Origin of the sequence: Brucella grignonensis, from assembly GCF_002252505.1 — a bacterium.
Classification (GTDB): Bacteria; Pseudomonadota; Alphaproteobacteria; order Rhizobiales; family Rhizobiaceae; genus Brucella; species Brucella grignonensis.
The window spans coordinates 1-16,988 of the sequence record NZ_NNRL01000148.1 but is presented as its reverse complement, the minus strand read 5'-3'; the positions used below and the strand labels follow the sequence as shown (position 1 = coordinate 16,988).

Here is a 16,988-nt window from a genome sequence, read left to right as displayed (position 1 = left end):
TTCGTCACTGCGCAATCCAGACATCCGCCCAGTTGGATACCGCCCAGCGCGGATTGTTGGAGACATTTTTCACACGCTCGTTAGCAACTGTTATAAAGCCCCACTCGGCCACATTGACAAGCGGCAGATCGGCCTCCACCAATTGCTGGAACTGATGATAAAGCGCAGTACGCTTCTTCTCATCGATTTCGTGCGCGGCTTTGGCAATCAAGGCATCCAGTTCCGGATTGGCATAACCGCCCTGATTGGAGAACGGGACACCGGAAGGAACTCCACTTTCAACCAGAATGGTTGTCGAAATAGCTGGATCACCGCGATAGACGGTCGGTGCGATTGCCAGATCGAAATCGTGGTCCGTATAGACCGCCTTTTGGTGCGCTGCTGAATCATTATTGACGATACGCGCATCGATGCCGATTTCCGCCAGCGCTTGTCGCAGATAATCGCCGAGCTGCCTGGTTTCATTGAAATAAGGGGCTGGCAGCAGTTTCAGCACAAAACGCGTGCCGTCACTGCCACGTTTATAGCCGGCTTCATCCAGAAGGGCGTTGGCCTTCTCTATATCGAAAGCATAGGCAGGCACATCGCCAGTATAAAATTGGCTATCATATTGCGGAACAGGTCCGGTCGAAGGCTTGGCATATCCGAGGAAGATCGTCTTCACCACGAAATCGCGGTCAATGGCGTGTGCAATCGCCCGACGAACTTTGATATCTGCCAGTTCCTTGCGCCGATGATTGATCTCTACGACCAGCTGATAAGTCAACGCCTCATAGCCCTTGGAAATAACCGTCAGTCCCGGTACTTTCGAGATACGGTCGAGATCGGCCAGAGGTACGGCGGAAAACGCGGCCAGATCAATCTCTTCGGCTTCCAACGCGCCCGCAGCCGCAGCGCGATCCGGCAATACACGATAGATGATCTCGTCGAGATGGGGTTCGCCCTCACCCCAGTAATTCTCATTCTTCGCAAGCCGATAATATTCACCGGTCTTGTGTTCGGCATATTTGAAAGGTCCAGTTCCTATGAGCTTTTCATTGGCCGGATTGGCAGCAATATCGGTGCCATCAAATACATGCTTTGGCAGGACAGCTGTGAGCGCGGGCAGCGCATTACGGATAAGCTGGAACGGGGTTGGCTCGCTGAAATGGAAAACCGCCGTATGTTCGTCAGGCGTTTCAACTTTTTCAAGCGTCTTAAACACAACGCGTCCGAGATTTTGTAATGGCTTCCAGACTTCTATCGCAGAAAATGCCACGTCCGCTGAAGTGAACGGCGTACCATCATGCCATCTTACACCTTCACGTAAATGGAAGGTGACGCTCAGACCGTCATTAGAGCCTTTCCAGCTTGTTGCAAGACGCGGCTCAAGACCATTTTCACCATCAAAAGAAGCTTCCGCGAGCGGTTCAATCACCTTGCTTGCAACGAAAAAGACGCCGTTGGAGGCAACAATGGCCGGGTTGAGATTGCGCGGTTCAGAATCTGCCGCAATGACCAGTCGCCCACCCTTTTGCGCCTTGTCTTCCGCCATCGCCCATCGCGACAAAAGAGGCAAAAGTGCCAGTGAAGTCGAGCCAACCAGAAACGCTCTACGTGATGCAACAAACCGAGCCATGTCACTGCCTCTGAAATTCAATTCCCGTTTTTCTTGTCTACACCGACGTCGAAACAATTACAGGGCAAATTGTGTCACCGTGGCAATAAATATTGAAAACTGTTTCTCTTTTCCAAAGTAAACCCAATTTCGGAAGCAGCAAAAAGCCTCTAAAAACGTGGGTATGAGGGGTTCTGTTGGCTAAGCGTAAGCTGAACTGATTTTCCCATTCTTGCCTGTTTAAAGAAATTTCCTCCTTGCCAAACACCCACTCTTCCATGGATCATGGTTAATTATGTGTTGTCGTATTTCGTGAGGATAAGATCGATACGGCATATGCATAAGGAGCCGGTCTGAGCTCTTTTTGAACCGTGTTTGCGGAGTCCTGTATTGAAGTTTCCGTAAATGCCTGAAGCTGAACCACCATTGGAAGAGAGGAAACAGAAATGCCCAGTTTGCTGCCCCCACTTCATGACGGTCACGCACCGATCTATTTGCATCATGCATTTCAGGACGCAGTGGATGCTTATGAGCACTGGAATCTGGAATCAGCAGAACCAGTCGTAGCAATCAATGGCAAGGTCACGCGTATAAGTGTCGTTTTTCGGCGCTTGTGGAGCTGTACCGACACAGTGCCTCGCCATACGCTTGAAGCATTGAAAGACATCGTTCCGTCCAATCTCATCCACACGGAACGCTGGAAGGAAAATGCAACATTCGCGGATGCTGCCCATCTGATGCGGACAGCGATCGAATGGCGCAAAGCCCGACGCGTCCCAGCCGTCGGTTAATCCGGTCCAACTTATGCAGCGGGCGGGTTTTACCCCGCCCGCTTTAGGCCGTGGTGACGATTTAACTTATCAGCGGCGCGAGCGGGATTTTGACGCTGGCGAGGAGAAGTGAGCGATGAGGAGTTATTCCTCCTTGAGCGAACTTCGACAAAGCCAGAGGGGAAATCCGTCGCGTCCCTTGAGGGATATGGTGAAAATCGCCCATCTTGTTATCGTAAAACCTCGATGGAGAATACTCCACCTTCGGTTTTACTCCTAAAGCCGAACGATTTTCCCTCATACTGCTGCAAAAGTTAAATCGTCACCACGGCCTAGAGTATAATTCCTTAAACTTGGATCAGTTTAGGGAATTATGCTCTAATTTTAAAGTGTTAGAGCGACCTTTGCGCGCCCAATAGGGCGCGTGGCGCTCTAATTTGAAATCATGAATACTTCAGAGCTTGCGGAAACGAACGCGTGCCGAACGCTCGATCGCCGCAACCGTCAACTCGTCGAGATCCCAGCGATCGCGCAGCATTTGAAGAAACTCCAGCTCTTCCTGCTCGACATGCAAATCGGCGGCAGCGACTTCAACAGCCAATGCATAGGCTGTCTCGTAAAGCCTCTCAGGCAGCTCATCATGCGCAAGATCGAGAATTTTTTCCAATCCGTCTTCATCGGCCAGCAGCGCATAGCAATCACTTGCCAGTTTCGGCAGGCGCTTGGGATCAAACCCCTGAAATACGGGCAAGCGCGATACCACATTACCAATAGAGGCAAGCTCTGCGTCAGTCATAGCCGTATCGGCTGCGGATGTCGTCACCATGATGTAGACGAGAGCGTCCTGCGGTGAAATCTTGTTCATCAAATGCTCCTGCATCATGCGATCGGAATCAAAACTGAAGATCAATCGACAGGAAACGTAGGAAGCCTATCGCACTTGCGCAAGGAAATTCGGTCGCAATAAGGTTAGCAAAGATTGACGCGCGCGCCGGGGCGCGCCATAGAGCATAAGCGTGTATACATACACCGTTTTCAACGAATAAAGCCCTTCACAGGATATCAGGATAAAACCATGACTTCGCATCGTCTTCCCGAAATTACGCTGACCCCGGAACTGACCGCGGCGGCCGCGGAAGCGAAAGCATGGCCTTTTGAAGAGGCTAAAAAAATCCTGAAGCGTTATGCAAAGACCGGCATGCCGGAAACGGTAATCTTCGAAACCGGCTATGGCCCGTCGGGTCTGCCGCATATCGGCACATTCGGCGAAGTGGCTCGCACCTCGATGGTTCGCCATGCGTTTCGCATCCTGACAGACGATAAGGTCAAGACGCGCCTCATCTGCTTCTCCGACGATCTCGACGGCATGCGTAAGATCCCGGACAATGTTCCGGACAAGGCAGCGCTTGAGCCTTACCTGCAATTACCGCTTTCCGCCGTACCAAATCCATTTGGTGGCGAATACAAAAGCTTTGCAGAACATAACAATGCCATGCTCTGCCGCTTCCTTGATACTTTCGGCTTCGATTACGAATTTGCGAGCGCGACTGACTATTACAAGTCCGGCAAGTTCGATGCAGTACTGCTAAAGGCCGTGGAACGTTATGACGACATCATGAAAGTGATGCTGCCGACGCTCGGTGAAGAGCGTCAGGCGACCTACAGCCCATTCCTGCCGATCTCGCCAAAGTCCGGTCGCGTGCTTTACGTGCCTATGAAGAGCGTGGATACCAAGGCTGGCACCATCACGTTTGACGATGAAGACGGCGTTGAAACCACACTGCCCGTCACCGGCGGCAATGTGAAGCTGCAATGGAAGCCAGACTTCGGCATGCGCTGGGCGGCTCTCGGTGTCGACTTCGAAATGTTCGGCAAGGATCATCAGACCAATGCGGGCATTTACGACCGCATCTGTGAAATTCTGGGCGGTCGCGCACCGGAACATTTTGTCTATGAACTGTTCCTCGATCAGATCGGCCAGAAGATTTCCAAGTCGAAGGGCAATGGCATTGCCATTGACGAATGGCTGGCCTATGCGCCGACCGAAAGCCTTGCACTCTACAATTTCCAGAAGCCTAAGACCGCGAAAAAGCTTTATTTCGACGTGATCCCGAAAGCTGTAGACGAGTATTTCACATATCTCTCCGCTTATGAGCGTCAGGAATGGAAGGATCGTCTAAATAACCCGGTCTGGCACATCCACTACGGTAACCCGCCAAAGGTGAACCTGCCGATTACCTTCGCGCTGATGCTCAATCTGGTGAGCGCATCGAATGCGGAGAATCCGGGCGTGCTGTGGGGCTTTATCTCCCGCCATGTGCCGGGTGTAACGCCGGAAAACAACCCGGAACTCAATGCACTTGTTGGCTACGCGATCCGTTACTTCAACGATTTCGTCAAGCCAACCAAACAATTCCGTGCGCCGGACGATGTGGAACGCGCAGCACTTGCAGCGCTGGATGAGAAGCTTGCAACCTTGCCTGCTGGCAGCGATGGCAACGACATTCAGAATGCTATTCTGGATGTCGCCCGCGCAATCGAGCGTTATCAGGATCACACCAAGAAGAGCCCCGAAGGTGGACCGGGCGTATCGGTTTCCTTCTTCCAAATGCTTTATGAAGTGCTGATTGGACAGGAACGCGGCCCTCGCTTTGGTTCTTTCGTCGCTCTCTATGGCATCGATGAAACCCGCGCGCTGATCCAGAAAGCTCTTGCTGGAACGCTGTCATAAACGCTTGATATTTTTATGAGAAGCCTCACCCGGAATCCCATCGGGTGAGGCTTTTTTATGCCCGGTAATAACCGGAGCACAGATGCCTTATCCCCAATACGAACCCTTCGCCAACGGCTTGCTTGCTGCATCAAACGGCAATGAAATCTATTGGGAGGCATCGGGTAATCCAGAGGGCAAGCCTGCGCTTTACTTACATGGTGGTCCGGGAAGCGGCTTGCGCACGGGCAGCTATAGGCAGCGCTTTAATCCGGAAAAATACTGTATCATCGGTATCGATCAGAGAGGTTGCGGGCGTAGCCGTCCGCTGGTGATTGATGATCTCGACCGGCTCCATCGCAATACGACCCAGACCCTGATTGAAGATATTGAAGCCGTCCGCAAACATCTGGGCATCAATCAGTGGCTTATTGCAGGTTCATCATGGGGCGCAACGCTTGCGCTCGCTTATGCGCAGGCGCATCCAGACCATGTTTCCGAAATGGTACTTGTCGCGGTAACAACCACCAGTCGGGAGGAAGTAAACTGGATCACCGAAGGTGTGGGATCGCTATTTCCAGAAGCATGGGACGAGTTCGAGAAGGCCTCATTGCGATGCGACGGCGAACGCATCGTTGAAGCCTATGCCAGACGCTTGGCAAGCGACTGTCTGGAGGATCGCCTGCAGGCAGCACGCGACTGGAACCGATGGGAGACGACACATATTTCACTCGATCCCAACTGGACACCAATCGAGAGCCATTTTGACGAGATGACTGGTCTCGCTTTCGCAACTCTCGTTACCCATTACTGGGCAAATGACGGCTTTTTGCACGATGGTCATGAAATCCTCAATGGCATGGAAAAGATCGCCCATATTCCGGCTGTTCTGATCTGTGGTCGACGCGATTTTAGCGGACCTGCAATAACCGCCTGGCGACTGCATAAGGCATGGCCTGCAAGCCAGTTGCGCATCATGGAAACAGAAGGGCACGGCGGTCCGCTTTCCATGAAGGAAATGCAGACTGCGCTCAACACGTTCGCCCATGGTTAAAACGCTTCCAATTGACTTCCATTTCATTAGTAGGTAGTACGACCTAACTACTAATGAGATTTCAAGATGAACAACAAGCAACCATCCTCGGAAACCGCACGCGACAAGCTGCTCAAGGCCGCTGCCACTCTCTTTTATAATAACGGGATTGGCAGCACCGGCATTGATGCCATTGTTGAAAAAGCAGGCGTTGCCAAGAAGAGCCTTTACAACAACTTCGCCTCAAAGGCGGATCTGGTCAATCAATATCTCGAAGCGCGCCACGCCGAATGGCTGGAGCTCTATCGGGTGCGATTGCAACATGCGTCGACAGCTAAAGACAAAGTTCTTGCTGTTTTCGATGCTTATCAGGATCATGCCGAGCACGAATATGAGCGTGGTTTTCGCGGTTGCGGCCTGCTGAATGCGGCGGCTGAGCTCTCAGCAGACGACATTGGACGGCAAGCTGTAAAGCATCATAAGCGCGAAGTTGAGGCTCTGCTCGCTGCCCACCTGACGGAGCTTTTACCGCATGATCCCGCCCGCCTCACGGCGCTGGCCAAGCACATGGCCTTTCTGCTCGAAGGCGCCATGTCGAGAGCCGGGCTGGAAGGCAATAGCGGATGCGTTGAGGAAGCTCGCGCTATGGCATCCGAGATGCTGGAGCTTCTGTGAACACTTCATCCCGTGATTATACAATCGGCGTCGCCGCCGTTCTCTTTTCCGCCATCGTCTGGGGAACCACTGGCACAGCTGCCACTTTCGCGCCGGAAGTCGGCGCTATTGCAATTGGTGCTGCAGCGATGGGCATTGGTGGATTATTGCAAGCACTGTTGGCCGGGCGTGGAATATTGCGCGCGCTGCCGCATCTCTCGAAACATTGGCGCAATCTGGTTCTGGGTGGGCTGGCGGTCGCTATCTATCCGCTCGCTTTTTACGCCTCTATGCGCATGGCGGGCGTCACCATCGGAACGGTTGTGACCATTGGTTCAGCGCCGTTGCTATCGGCCCTTATCGAATATCTGTTCGATGGAACGCGTTTGTCAAAACAATGGCTGTGGGGCGCACTTATCGGCCTGTTTGGAATGATCCTGTTATGCATCGCGGAGGGTTCGATGTATAACGGCACCCCGACAGGCAACTCGGTTCTGATCGGTATCTGCCTTGGTCTGCTTGGAGGCTTGACCTACGCTTTTTATTCCTGGACGGCACGCAGCCTTATGTTACGCGGAATACACTCATCCGTCGCAATGGGTGCAACATTTGGAATTGGCGGACTGTTGCTGATGCCAGTTTTGTTTATGACCGGCGCCCCCTTTATAGCTTCATGGAGCAACGCAGCCGTCGGTCTCTACATGGCTATAGTACCGATGTTTGTCGGCTACCTCTGCTTCGGCATAGGTCTTGCACGAATTTCAGCAAGCATGGCCACGACGATCACGCTGATAGAACCCGTAGTCGCGGCACTGCTCGCCGTAGTCATCGTAGGAGAACACCTCGCTCCGATGGGTTGGCTAGGCGTGGCGCTGATCATCTCCTGTCTCGTGGTCATAACACTGCCACGCAACGGTTCACCCCGTCAGAACCAGGAACGAACGGCTGAATAAACCGCTCGTTATCTCGCAGAGAACGCTTAGAGCTTTCCTGTTTAAGATGAATCGTTAGAAATGCGTCTCACTGTTTGTTTTAACACATGTCTTTATCCCAAAACCGGTTCCCACCTTTGGGAGACATGCTCTAATTTGCGGGTGCTGGCACCATGGGCTCCATAGGTGCAGGAGCCGGCGGAAACTCTCCTTGCTGGGGCGATGGTGAAGACGGTTGCGGTTCAGTTTCCGGAGCCAGAGACGAAGGGTTTTGCAGAGGATCTCCGATATCGGAACCCAGATTGGGCAATGATGTATCTGGCTTGTCACCATATACACCAAGCTTTGCCTCTTCTGCCTTCTGTCCCGCCTTTACATAGGTGCCGCCGGGCGCAGCTTTCGCCCAACCGTTCGCTACGAGCCAAAGGGCTGCATCATCATTGCCGACACTGCATTGGGTTGCGACAGCCGCTTCGCTGTCGTTTTGCGGCAGACGACACATAATTGCACGCGAACGCAGCCATTGGCGGAAAGCGGTTCGCGCCTGCATGCCACAAGGCCATGTTTCACCTGATGAAGACTGACAAGTTTGCTCAAGCGGTACAGTCTCGATACCCTGCAGATCGATGATACGCCCCTGGCTTTCGAGTTTTCCAGCAGCCAAAGCAACTGGACGCTGCAGCAACTGCATCGGCTCGCTCTCATCGACCGGCGCACTCGGTGCCAGAGGTTCTGGTGGCTTCGGCGTTGAGGCAAGCCCGAGATCGCTTAAAGGCGGACGAGCGGATTCGCGCTCAAGCGGATTCTGATCTGTCTGGCTATTCGTATTCCGGCTTTCATCGTCCGGGGCTGTTTCTTGAGCGGGTACGCCATTCTGCGATGCTGATTGATCAGCTCCAGAACCCGTATCAGGCTCGTTGTAATCGAATTGTTCAACAACAATCCCATTACCTGCACCAGCATCCGGTTTACTTTGACCATCACCGCTTTCGACCACCGTTACCGGACGATCAAGCACGCCATAAAACGGCGCAACAAACGCAGCCACCAGAATGGCGCCGGTTATGCCTGCAAAAACACCAAAAACAATGCGTGCATGGCTCTTTGTCTGCTGCTTTACCATTACTGACTCGCCCATAGAATACGGGCGATCCACTCGACATCCTTGGTCTCAAAGGAACGGTTTGGAAATTCGGGATTGAACGAATGAAGTTCAATTGTGCGCGGTGTCTGACGATGTAGGATTTTGGCCATAACCTCTCCGTCTTTGGTACGAACAACCACGCGGTCGCCACGGCGGACCGGGGCATTGGGCGCTACGACCAGCGTATCGCCATCACGATAAAGCGGCAACATGGAGTCGCCTGAAACTTCCAGCGCATAGACATTATCCGTTGGCGAAGCAGGAAACTGAACGACATCCCAGCCTTGCCCGGCCGGGAACCCGGCATCGTCGAAAAAGCCGCCCGTTCCTGCTTCTGCCATACCAAGCAGAGGAATGGCGCTCGGCTCCTGCAAATATTCACCGTAGTGGGGCGTTCCGATTTCACCGCGGATCAATCGGGTAAATTCGTCAAACGTCGCTCCCGTCGCTTCCATCACCTTGGCAAGCGATTCTGTTGATGGCCAGCGCGCGCGCCCATCAGAGGCATAACGCTTGGATTTGTTAAACGTGGTCGGATCAAGCCCCGCACGGCGCGCAAGACCGGACGCACTTAAAGAATTGCGCTCCGCCAAGGCATCGATCGCAGCCCATACGCTATCATGAGAAAACATTGTCACAACCCGCCAAAGAGGATTTTAAACCTAACCACCCATCCTATATTGTGCCAAACCTAGCTTAAAACCTGATTTTACGCAAGATGTGCTATTTTACAGGGAAAATTTTCTTACTCGCAAACAAAAACGCGCGACATCGAAATGCCGCGCGTTTTTCAATAATTGATTAGAAAACAGATCAAGCTGCTTTCTTGGCCTCGCTTTTATATGGATTGAAGCGCTTATAGAAGCTTTCACCATTTTCGGCCATATCGAGCAGAAGTTTAGGCGCCTTGAACTGCTGGCCGTACTTCTTCTGCAAATCCTTGGCGAGTTTGACGAATTTCTTCGCGCCCATGCCGTCGATATAAGACAGCGTACCGCCGGTATAAGGCGCGAAACCAAAGGCCAGAATGGAGCCGACATCGGCTTCACGCGGATCGGTGACAATGCCTTCTTCCATCACGCGGGCAGCTTCCAGAGCAATGGTGACGAGGAAACGTTCCTTCAGCTCCGTCACGTCGATCTTGTCCGGGTTCTGCTGCGGATAGAGATCCTTGAGGCCCGGCCACAGGTGCTTCTTGGCAGGCTTGGCCGGATAATCGTAGAAGCCCTTGCCGTTCTTGCGGCCCTTGCGGTCGAACTCGTTGACGAGACGATCCACCAGTTCCACATGACGCGGATCGACAGCCTTGTCACCGAGATCGGCAAGGGTTGCCTTGAGGATCTTCTGCGACAGGTCGATAGCGGTTTCGTCGTTGAGCGCAAGCGGACCAACCGGCATACCAGCCATACGGGCGGCATTTTCGATCATCGCAGCAGGCACACCTTCAACGAGCATGTTGTAGGCTTCCGACATATAGCGCAGCACGCAACGATTGACGTAGAAGCCACGTGTATCGTTGACGACAATCGGCGTCTTCTTGATCGCACGAACGTAATCAAGGGCTACGGCCAGTGCCTTGTCGGACGTCTTCTTGCCTAGGATCACTTCCACCAGCATCATCTTGTCGACAGGCGAGAAGAAGTGGATGCCGATGAAGTTCTTCGGACGTTTCGAGACTTTCGCAAGACCAGTGATCGGCAGGGTCGAGGTGTTGGAAGCAAAGACTGCGGAAGTCTTGAGCACTTCCTCGGCCTTCTCAGTCGCCACGCGCTTGACTTCGCGGTCCTCGAACACGGCTTCGATCACCAGATCAGCACCTTCAAGTTCTGCATAGTCCGGCGTTGCCGTGATAAGCGACAGGAGCTTTTCCTTGTCAGCCTCGGTGGCGCGGCCCTTCTGCATTTCCTTGGCGATGAGGTCAGCCGTGTGCGCCTTGCCCTTGTCGGCAGACTCCTGATCGCGGTCGATCAGCACAACCGGGATGCCTGCCTTGGCCGTCACATAGGCGATGCCTGCACCCATAAAGCCAGCGCCGATAACGCCGATCTTCTTAAGCTTGGTCGGCTTTTCATCAACCGGACGGCGTGCGCCCTTGTTCAGTTCCTGCAGCGACACGAAGAGCGAACGGATCATCATGCCCGCTTCGGTCGTCTGGAGGATTTCGGTGAAATAGCGCTGCTCGATCTTGAGGCCGGTATCGAACGGGACCAGAAGGCCTTCATAAACTGACTTCAGGATGGCAAGGGCCGCCGGATAATTACCAGAGGTTTCGCGACGCAGAATTGCTGTTGCTGCAGGCCAAAGATTCGCACCGGCAGCCGAGTAGATCGCGCCACCCGGCAGCCTAAAGCCCTTTTCGTCCCACGGCTGAACCGGCTTGAGACCGCCCTTGATGAGCTTCTTTGCGGTTTCGACCAGCTTCTTGGCCGGAGCAATCTCGGTGACGAGACCCATTGCCTTGGCGCGCTGAGCGGTCAGACTGGAACCCGTCGTCATCATCTGCAAAGCGTCCTGCTGATTGGCAAGGCGCGGAACGCGCTGCGTGCCGCCAGCACCTGGAAACAGGCCGACTTTCACTTCCGGCAGGGCCATTTTCACGCCCGGCGCATCGGATGCCACGCGGGCATGGCAGGCGAGCGACATTTCAAAAGCGCCGCCCATGCAGGTGCCGTTGATGGCCGAAACCCAAGGCTTGCCGCAAGTTTCAAGCTTGCGGAAAAGACCGCTCATCTTGCCGACATTGTCGAACAAGGTCTGGACCGCGCCCTGCGGGTCCTTGGCCTTTTGCTTCTGGAACTCCTTGAACATGCCTTCCAGCATGGTCAGGTCGGCGCCACCAGAGAAGCTGTCCTTACCTGACGTAATAACAACGCCCTTAATCTTATCGTCGGCAGTCACCGCGTCGATGATGGAATTCAATTCCTGCATCGCCTCGACGGTGAAGACGTTCATCGACTTTTCAGGCATGTCCCAAGTGACGAGAGCAATGCCATCGGCGTCGGTTTCAACTTTGAAATTTACATAAGCCATTGTCTAAACCTCCCCTTACACGCGCTCGATGATTGTCGCCGTGCCCATGCCGGCACCGATGCACAAGGTCACCAGCGCGGTGTTAAGATCGCGGCGTTCCAGCTCATCCAGCACCGTACCGAGGATCATTGCGCCGGTTGCGCCGAGCGGATGGCCCATGGCGATGGCGCCACCATTGACGTTGATCTTGTCGTGCGGAATGTCGAAGGCCTGCATGTAGCGCAGAACAACGGCAGCAAAGGCTTCATTCAGCTCGAACAGGTCGATGTCCGAGATTTTCATCTTGGCCTGCTTGAGAAGCTTTTCCGTCACATCGACCGGGCCGGTCAGCATGAGTGCTGGTTCGGAGCCGATATTGGCGAAAGCGCGGATACGCGCACGCGGCTTGATGTCGAATGCCTTGCCAGCCTTCCTGGAGCCGACGAGGACGCCAGCTGCACCGTCGACGATGCCCGACGAGTTACCGGCATGGTGGACATGGTTGACGGTTTCGATTTCCGGATGCGCCTGAATGCCGACCGCATTGAAGCCGCCCATTTCGCCCGGCATCACGAAGGATGGATTGAGCTGGCCCAGCGCCTGCATATCCGTCGTCGGCCGCATGTGCTCGTCATGGTCGAGAATAGTCAGGCCATTCTGGTCCTTGATCGAAATGACCGAATTCTTGAAATAGCCCTTTTCCCACGACTTGGCAGCGCGCTTCTGGCTTTCGACAGCATAAGCGTCGACGTCATCGCGGCTGAAGCCATATTTGGTGGCGATCAGATCGGCAGAAACACCCTGCGGCATGAAATAGCCGGGGAAGCCGACCGATGGGTCCATGTACCAGGCACCGCCCGACATGCCCATGCCGACGCGCGACATACTTTCCACGCCGCCGGCAATCACCAGATCGTCGGAACCGAAGGCGACCTTGGCTGCTGCCAGATTGACCGCATCGAGGCCGGAAGCGCAGAAGCGCGAAATCTGGATGCCCGGCGCTTTGAAGTCGTAACCGGCTTCAAAAGCCGACGAACGTGGGATGACCGCACCAGCTTCGCCGACCGGATCGACGCAGCCGAAAATAATGTCATCGACCTTTGCCGTGTCGATACCGTTGCGGTCGCGCAGGGATTCCAGAACCTTCGCGCCCAGACGAACGGCAGGCACTTCGTGCAGGCTACCATCCTTCTTGCCACGTCCGCGCGGTGTGCGCACGTGATCGTAAATATAAGCCTCAGCCATTTTTGCTCCTTCCCGCCAAGTTCGAAAACTTAGCCTGATCTCTAACTCAGCCTGATCTCTAACTCAGAATGTGTCCGCGTTAAGCGCCATCATCGAATCCGCGCCCGACTGGATGCGTGCGAGATGTGCTGCGCTTTCCGGCATGATCCGTTCGAAATAATAGCGCGCGGTAACAAGCTTGGCTTCAAGGAACACCTTGTTGCCTTCGCCACTGCCAAGCTTTTCTTCCGCGATCTTAGCCATGCGCGCCCACATGAAGCCGAGCGCCACCAGTCCGAAGAGATGCATATAGTCGTTGGAGGCAGCACCGGCATTGTCGGGCTTGGCCATCGCATTCTGCATCAGCCACATGGTGGCGGCCTGAAGATCGTTGAGGCCCTTCTTCAGATGCTTCGTGAAGAAGGAAAGCTTCTCATTTTCGCGGTTGGCTTCGCAGAAATCACCCACTTCCTTGAAGAAGGCGGTGATTGCGCGGCCACCGTTAAGCGCCAGCTTGCGACCGACGAGGTCAAGCGCCTGAATGCCGTTTGCACCTTCATAGATCATCGCGATGCGCGCATCGCGCACATACTGGCTCATGCCGTGTTCTTCGATATAGCCGTGCCCGCCGAAGACCTGCTGCGCCATGACGGCGTGTTCAAATCCCTTGTCGGTCAGAACGCCTTTCAGAACCGGCGTCAAAAGACCAACGAGATCGTCTGCTGCCTGACGTTCCGCCTCATCGCCTGCACGATGGGCGATATCGGAGTTGAGTGCCGTCCAGAGGATAAGCGCGCGACCGGCTTCGTTGAAAGCACGGATATTCATGAGGTTGCGGCGGATATCCGGATGCACGATGATCGGATCGGCCTTCTTGTCCGGTGCCGCGGCACCCGAAAGCGCACGACCCTGAATACGTTCGCGCGCATAGATGGCGGCATTCTGGTAAGCGGTTTCGGCAATCGAAAGGCCCTGCAAAGCCACACCAAGACGCGCTTCATTCATCATGGTGAACATGGCGCGCAGGCCTTTGTGTGCTTCGCCAATCAGGAAGCCCGTCGCATCATCGTAGTTCATCACGCAGGTGGAATTGCCGTGAATGCCCATCTTTTCTTCGATGGAACCGCAGGACACACCGTTACGCGCGCCCGGATTGCCGTTTTCATCGAGAATGAACTTCGGCACGATGAACAGCGAAATGCCTTTCACGCCCTCCGGCGCGCCGTCGATACGGGCCAGCACCAGATGGATGATGTTGTCCGACATGTCGTGTTCGCCAGCCGAGATGAAAATCTTCTGGCCGGAAATCTTATAGGAACCGTCTTTTTGCGGCGCGGCGCTGGTGCGCAGCAAGCCCAGATCCGTACCGCAATGCGGCTCGGTCAGGTTCATCGTGCCGGTCCAGGTGCCTTCCACCATCTTCGGCAGATAGGTGTCCTTCTGCTCATCGGTGCCGTGGGTCAGGATCGCGGCAATCGCACCCTGCGTCAGGCCCGGATACATGGTGAGCGCCATATTGGCTGACGACATATATTCGCCGACAGCCGTATGCAGCAGATAAGGAAGTCCCTGCCCGCCATATTGCTCCGGCACGGCGAGGCCGAGCCAGCCGCCTTCGCGATAGAGATCATAAGCCTGCTTGTAGCCTTTCGGCGTCGTCACCGAACCGTCCGAATGACGCTTGCAGCCTTCGCGATCAGCGGTCTGGTTGACCGGAAACAGGGTGCCCTCGGCAAGCTTCGCGCCTTCAGACAGGATTGCCTCGACGACATCGGGCGACGCGTCGGCAAAGCCCGGCAGATTGTTGTAGCGCTGATAATTCAGAACGTCATTGAGAACGAAATTCGTATCCTCAACTGGCGCGCGATAGCTCGGCATAGAAATCCTCCAAATCAATAACCCGCTCAATCCCGCACGAAGCGGAACAGGCTCCCACCTGTGTTTTGACATGTCTGTCACATGAAGCACTCAAATGCATGACAGCATATCCTTACTGACAAAAATGGGTTCTAAAACTCGAAAAACCAGCCATTTTTGCCATTTTCAGACATCTAGCTTCTCATTTTTTGAAGACCAGAGCCCAAATCCGGGGCAAAACTAGCGCACTTTGACGTTTCCGTAAACGTCAAAAATTACACTTATTCGTGCACCGCTGCTTTTCTGGAAATTGTAAACGCCGCCTTGGTTTGTCCCCCTGCGCCCTGGTATGGGCATTTCGTTGCGTTTGATTTGTCCGATTCATGAAAAAATCGCTATTTTGAAGAAAAGTAGCGATTGAGTTTGGCTTACACATCCCGGGACACATCTTTTCAAAGGGGACGAAAGACTTTCCTCGCTATCCCTCCCAAAACTGGAACTCAGAGTAAGTCCGCATCGGCCGACGTAGTAGGGCAAGATAACGGACTTGCAACCGCTCCGAGTTGCCTTATACCCCTTAGCGTTCGGATTTCTTCGAAAAAAGAAGCCGACAAACACCAGTCCTGTCCATGGTGGGCAGGAGATAGGAGACTTATGTCAGAAATTAAGAGAGCGAATGACACGAAAAAATATCATACATAAACAACGCAACTAAAAAAGCAGTCCAGAATCTACCAAAAGACATTGCAACAGCTTTTCTCAACGATCTGAATTTCGTTGCTGCTGGAAAAGAGCCCAGATCCGATTTCAAGCCTTTGCAATCGGTCGGTCCGGGGGTCATTGAACTAATTGAAAATGGTTCCCCGGCCTATAGAGTGATGTATTGCGCTAAGTACAATGACACCGTCTACGTACTGCATGCCTTCACTAAAACGACTAATGGTGTCGATCGGGCCGCAATGTCCACGGTGAAAGCACGCTACAAAGAAATGATGAAAATCATACGTGAAGCGGATAAGACTGCAAAAAAAGGCGTAAAAAAATGATCGTGGAGGCAGTTAAGCCGCCTCCATTTCCACTTCACAAATAACTTTGTGATCGGCTGTCATCAATGGCCTTAGCCGGTATCCAAGTTTCGCCAGATAACCAATCAAGCGGTCTGATGAGAACAAATTGATCTTTCCACGCAACAGTTCGCTAACACGCGGTTGGGGAATATCCAAGGCTTCCGCTATCTGAGTCTGTTTCCAGCCTTTATCATCGAATAAGTCGATCAAGGTCATTAGCAAATCAGATCTGAACTGCAGATCAGCGGCAAGCGAAGCATCTTCCGTGATCGACTCGAAAATATTAGTGTATTCGAGCTTCTCTGTCATTTTTCGCATCTCAATAACTATACTGTTTTCTGTATAAATATGCTGCGAAACCAACTCCGTCAAGTCCTCCAGCCATTTTTGACATTAGGCTCCTCATGGGCGAGCGTTCGCTGCGGGTTCCGGATCAATTTTCTTCTGGTCGACTGGGCAAACCCTAGGAGTATTCATTAAGCTGGCAATAGGTAACGCGCGTAAATTCGTATATGCGGTCGACGCGGCTTATCTGTCCGAGGTGTGGCGGGAAATAGGTAAACAGCCTGCCCCTATGGTTGAAGCTTCTGTTGATAAAGTATGACAGCCAAATGTGTGCTACTGCGAATAACCGGAATGTCTCGAAGAATTTGCCAGTCTTATCGTATCAGGTTGCGATCCGTCGAAACTGTTTGAGCATACGGAACATACACTCAATACGATTGCGACCCCTGTAGCTTCCTTCTTGATGAAAATACTAATTGTTCGTTCCGGATGGGCGATTTCGCTATCAGGTCTCAGTACGACCCTTAGTTCACGCCACCGGAGCAAAACTTTCAATTTGATCCTGCAGGAAAACACTGCTCACATAATGCCCTGATGCCTCAGCTTGCGCGCGTGCGACCCTCGGAAGTTCCAATAGGGATCGTGACGTTGCCCCAAGTTTTATCCAGTTTTGAGTTCGCTCCAGCGGTTTTGGGTTGCTGTATTC

At 53.5% G+C, this 16,988-nt stretch carries 14 protein-coding genes and 1 pseudogene; 6 read left to right on the top strand and 9 right to left on the bottom strand.

Going from position 1 to position 16,988, the window contains the following annotated elements; all coding sequences use genetic code 11:
- Positions 1–4: 4 nt before the first annotated feature.
- Positions 5–1,618, bottom strand: coding sequence for an ABC transporter substrate-binding protein (locus tag CEV33_RS03185; protein ID WP_094539016.1), 1,614 nt, complete (start codon positions 1,616–1,618; stop codon positions 5–7).
- A gap of 425 nt (positions 1,619–2,043) precedes the next feature.
- On the opposite strand from CEV33_RS03185, the gene CEV33_RS03180 reads away from it, so the two are divergent.
- Entirely contained in the window at positions 2,044–2,388 is a 345-nt protein-coding gene (locus CEV33_RS03180) for a BRA0787 family protein (protein WP_094539015.1), read from the top strand.
- A 433-nt stretch (positions 2,389–2,821) separates the two neighbouring features.
- Here the strand turns inward: CEV33_RS03180 and CEV33_RS03175 are convergent, their stop codons facing one another.
- Positions 2,822–3,232 carry a tellurite resistance TerB family protein gene (locus CEV33_RS03175; RefSeq protein ID WP_094539233.1) on the bottom strand — a complete coding sequence of 137 codons (411 nt, stop codon included), beginning with the start codon at positions 3,230–3,232 and terminating at the stop codon, positions 2,822–2,824.
- Positions 3,233–3,442: 210 nt separating this feature from the next.
- Here CEV33_RS03175 and CEV33_RS03170 point away from each other — a divergent pair, with 210 nt between their 5' ends.
- From CEV33_RS03170 to CEV33_RS03155, 4 genes are all read left to right on the top strand, one after another.
- A complete protein-coding gene (locus tag CEV33_RS03170) occupies positions 3,443–5,098 on the top strand; it encodes a lysine--tRNA ligase (protein WP_094539014.1) in 1,656 nt (551 codons plus the stop codon).
- 82 nt (positions 5,099–5,180) lie between these two features.
- Positions 5,181–6,131 carry a prolyl aminopeptidase gene (gene pip / locus CEV33_RS03165; RefSeq protein WP_094539013.1) on the top strand — a complete coding sequence of 317 codons (951 nt, stop codon included), beginning with the start codon at positions 5,181–5,183 and terminating at the stop codon, positions 6,129–6,131.
- Between the two features lie 66 nt (positions 6,132–6,197).
- The gene (locus tag CEV33_RS03160; RefSeq protein ID WP_094539012.1) at positions 6,198–6,785 is read left to right on the top strand and encodes a TetR/AcrR family transcriptional regulator; all 588 of its coding nucleotides are present in this window, start codon (positions 6,198–6,200) and stop codon (positions 6,783–6,785) included.
- Positions 6,782–7,717 (top strand): DMT family transporter, encoded by a 936-nt coding sequence (locus tag CEV33_RS03155; RefSeq protein WP_094539011.1) that lies wholly within the window; start codon positions 6,782–6,784, stop codon positions 7,715–7,717. The genes CEV33_RS03160 and CEV33_RS03155 overlap by 4 nt, the downstream gene beginning before the upstream one ends.
- 130 nt (positions 7,718–7,847) lie before the next feature.
- On the opposite strand, the gene CEV33_RS03150 is transcribed toward CEV33_RS03155, so the two are convergent.
- From CEV33_RS03150 to CEV33_RS03130, 5 genes are all read right to left on the bottom strand, one after another.
- Positions 7,848–8,819, bottom strand: a complete 972-nt coding sequence (locus CEV33_RS03150) for a thermonuclease family protein (protein WP_094539010.1) — start codon at positions 8,817–8,819, stop codon at positions 7,848–7,850.
- Positions 8,819–9,472, bottom strand: a complete 654-nt coding sequence (locus CEV33_RS03145; protein WP_094539009.1) for a S24 family peptidase — start codon at positions 9,470–9,472, stop codon at positions 8,819–8,821. The genes CEV33_RS03150 and CEV33_RS03145 overlap by 1 nt, the downstream gene beginning before the upstream one ends.
- A gap of 181 nt (positions 9,473–9,653) precedes the next feature.
- Positions 9,654–11,870: an FAD-dependent oxidoreductase gene (locus tag CEV33_RS03140; RefSeq protein ID WP_094539008.1), complete on the bottom strand. Its 2,217-nt coding sequence runs from the start codon at positions 11,868–11,870 to the stop codon at positions 9,654–9,656.
- A 15-nt stretch (positions 11,871–11,885) separates the two neighbouring features.
- Positions 11,886–13,094 (bottom strand): acetyl-CoA C-acetyltransferase, encoded by a 1,209-nt coding sequence (locus tag CEV33_RS03135; RefSeq protein WP_094539007.1) that lies wholly within the window; start codon positions 13,092–13,094, stop codon positions 11,886–11,888.
- A 63-nt stretch (positions 13,095–13,157) separates the two neighbouring features.
- The gene (locus CEV33_RS03130; protein WP_094539006.1) at positions 13,158–14,951 is read right to left on the bottom strand and encodes an acyl-CoA dehydrogenase C-terminal domain-containing protein; all 1,794 of its coding nucleotides are present in this window, start codon (positions 14,949–14,951) and stop codon (positions 13,158–13,160) included.
- 668 nt (positions 14,952–15,619) lie between these two features.
- Here CEV33_RS03130 and CEV33_RS03125 point away from each other — a divergent pair.
- Positions 15,620–15,976: a type II toxin-antitoxin system RelE/ParE family toxin gene (locus CEV33_RS03125; RefSeq protein ID WP_094539005.1), complete on the top strand. Its 357-nt coding sequence runs from the start codon at positions 15,620–15,622 to the stop codon at positions 15,974–15,976.
- A 12-nt stretch (positions 15,977–15,988) separates the two neighbouring features.
- Here CEV33_RS03125 and CEV33_RS03120 read toward each other — a convergent pair whose 3' ends face one another.
- Positions 15,989–16,306, bottom strand: a complete 318-nt coding sequence (locus CEV33_RS03120; protein ID WP_094539232.1) for a helix-turn-helix domain-containing protein — start codon at positions 16,304–16,306, stop codon at positions 15,989–15,991.
- A 274-nt stretch (positions 16,307–16,580) separates the two neighbouring features.
- Positions 16,581–16,733 (bottom strand): annotated as a pseudogene (locus CEV33_RS24850) (IS5 family transposase); the annotation flags it as partial.
- Positions 16,734–16,988 lie beyond the last annotated feature (255 nt).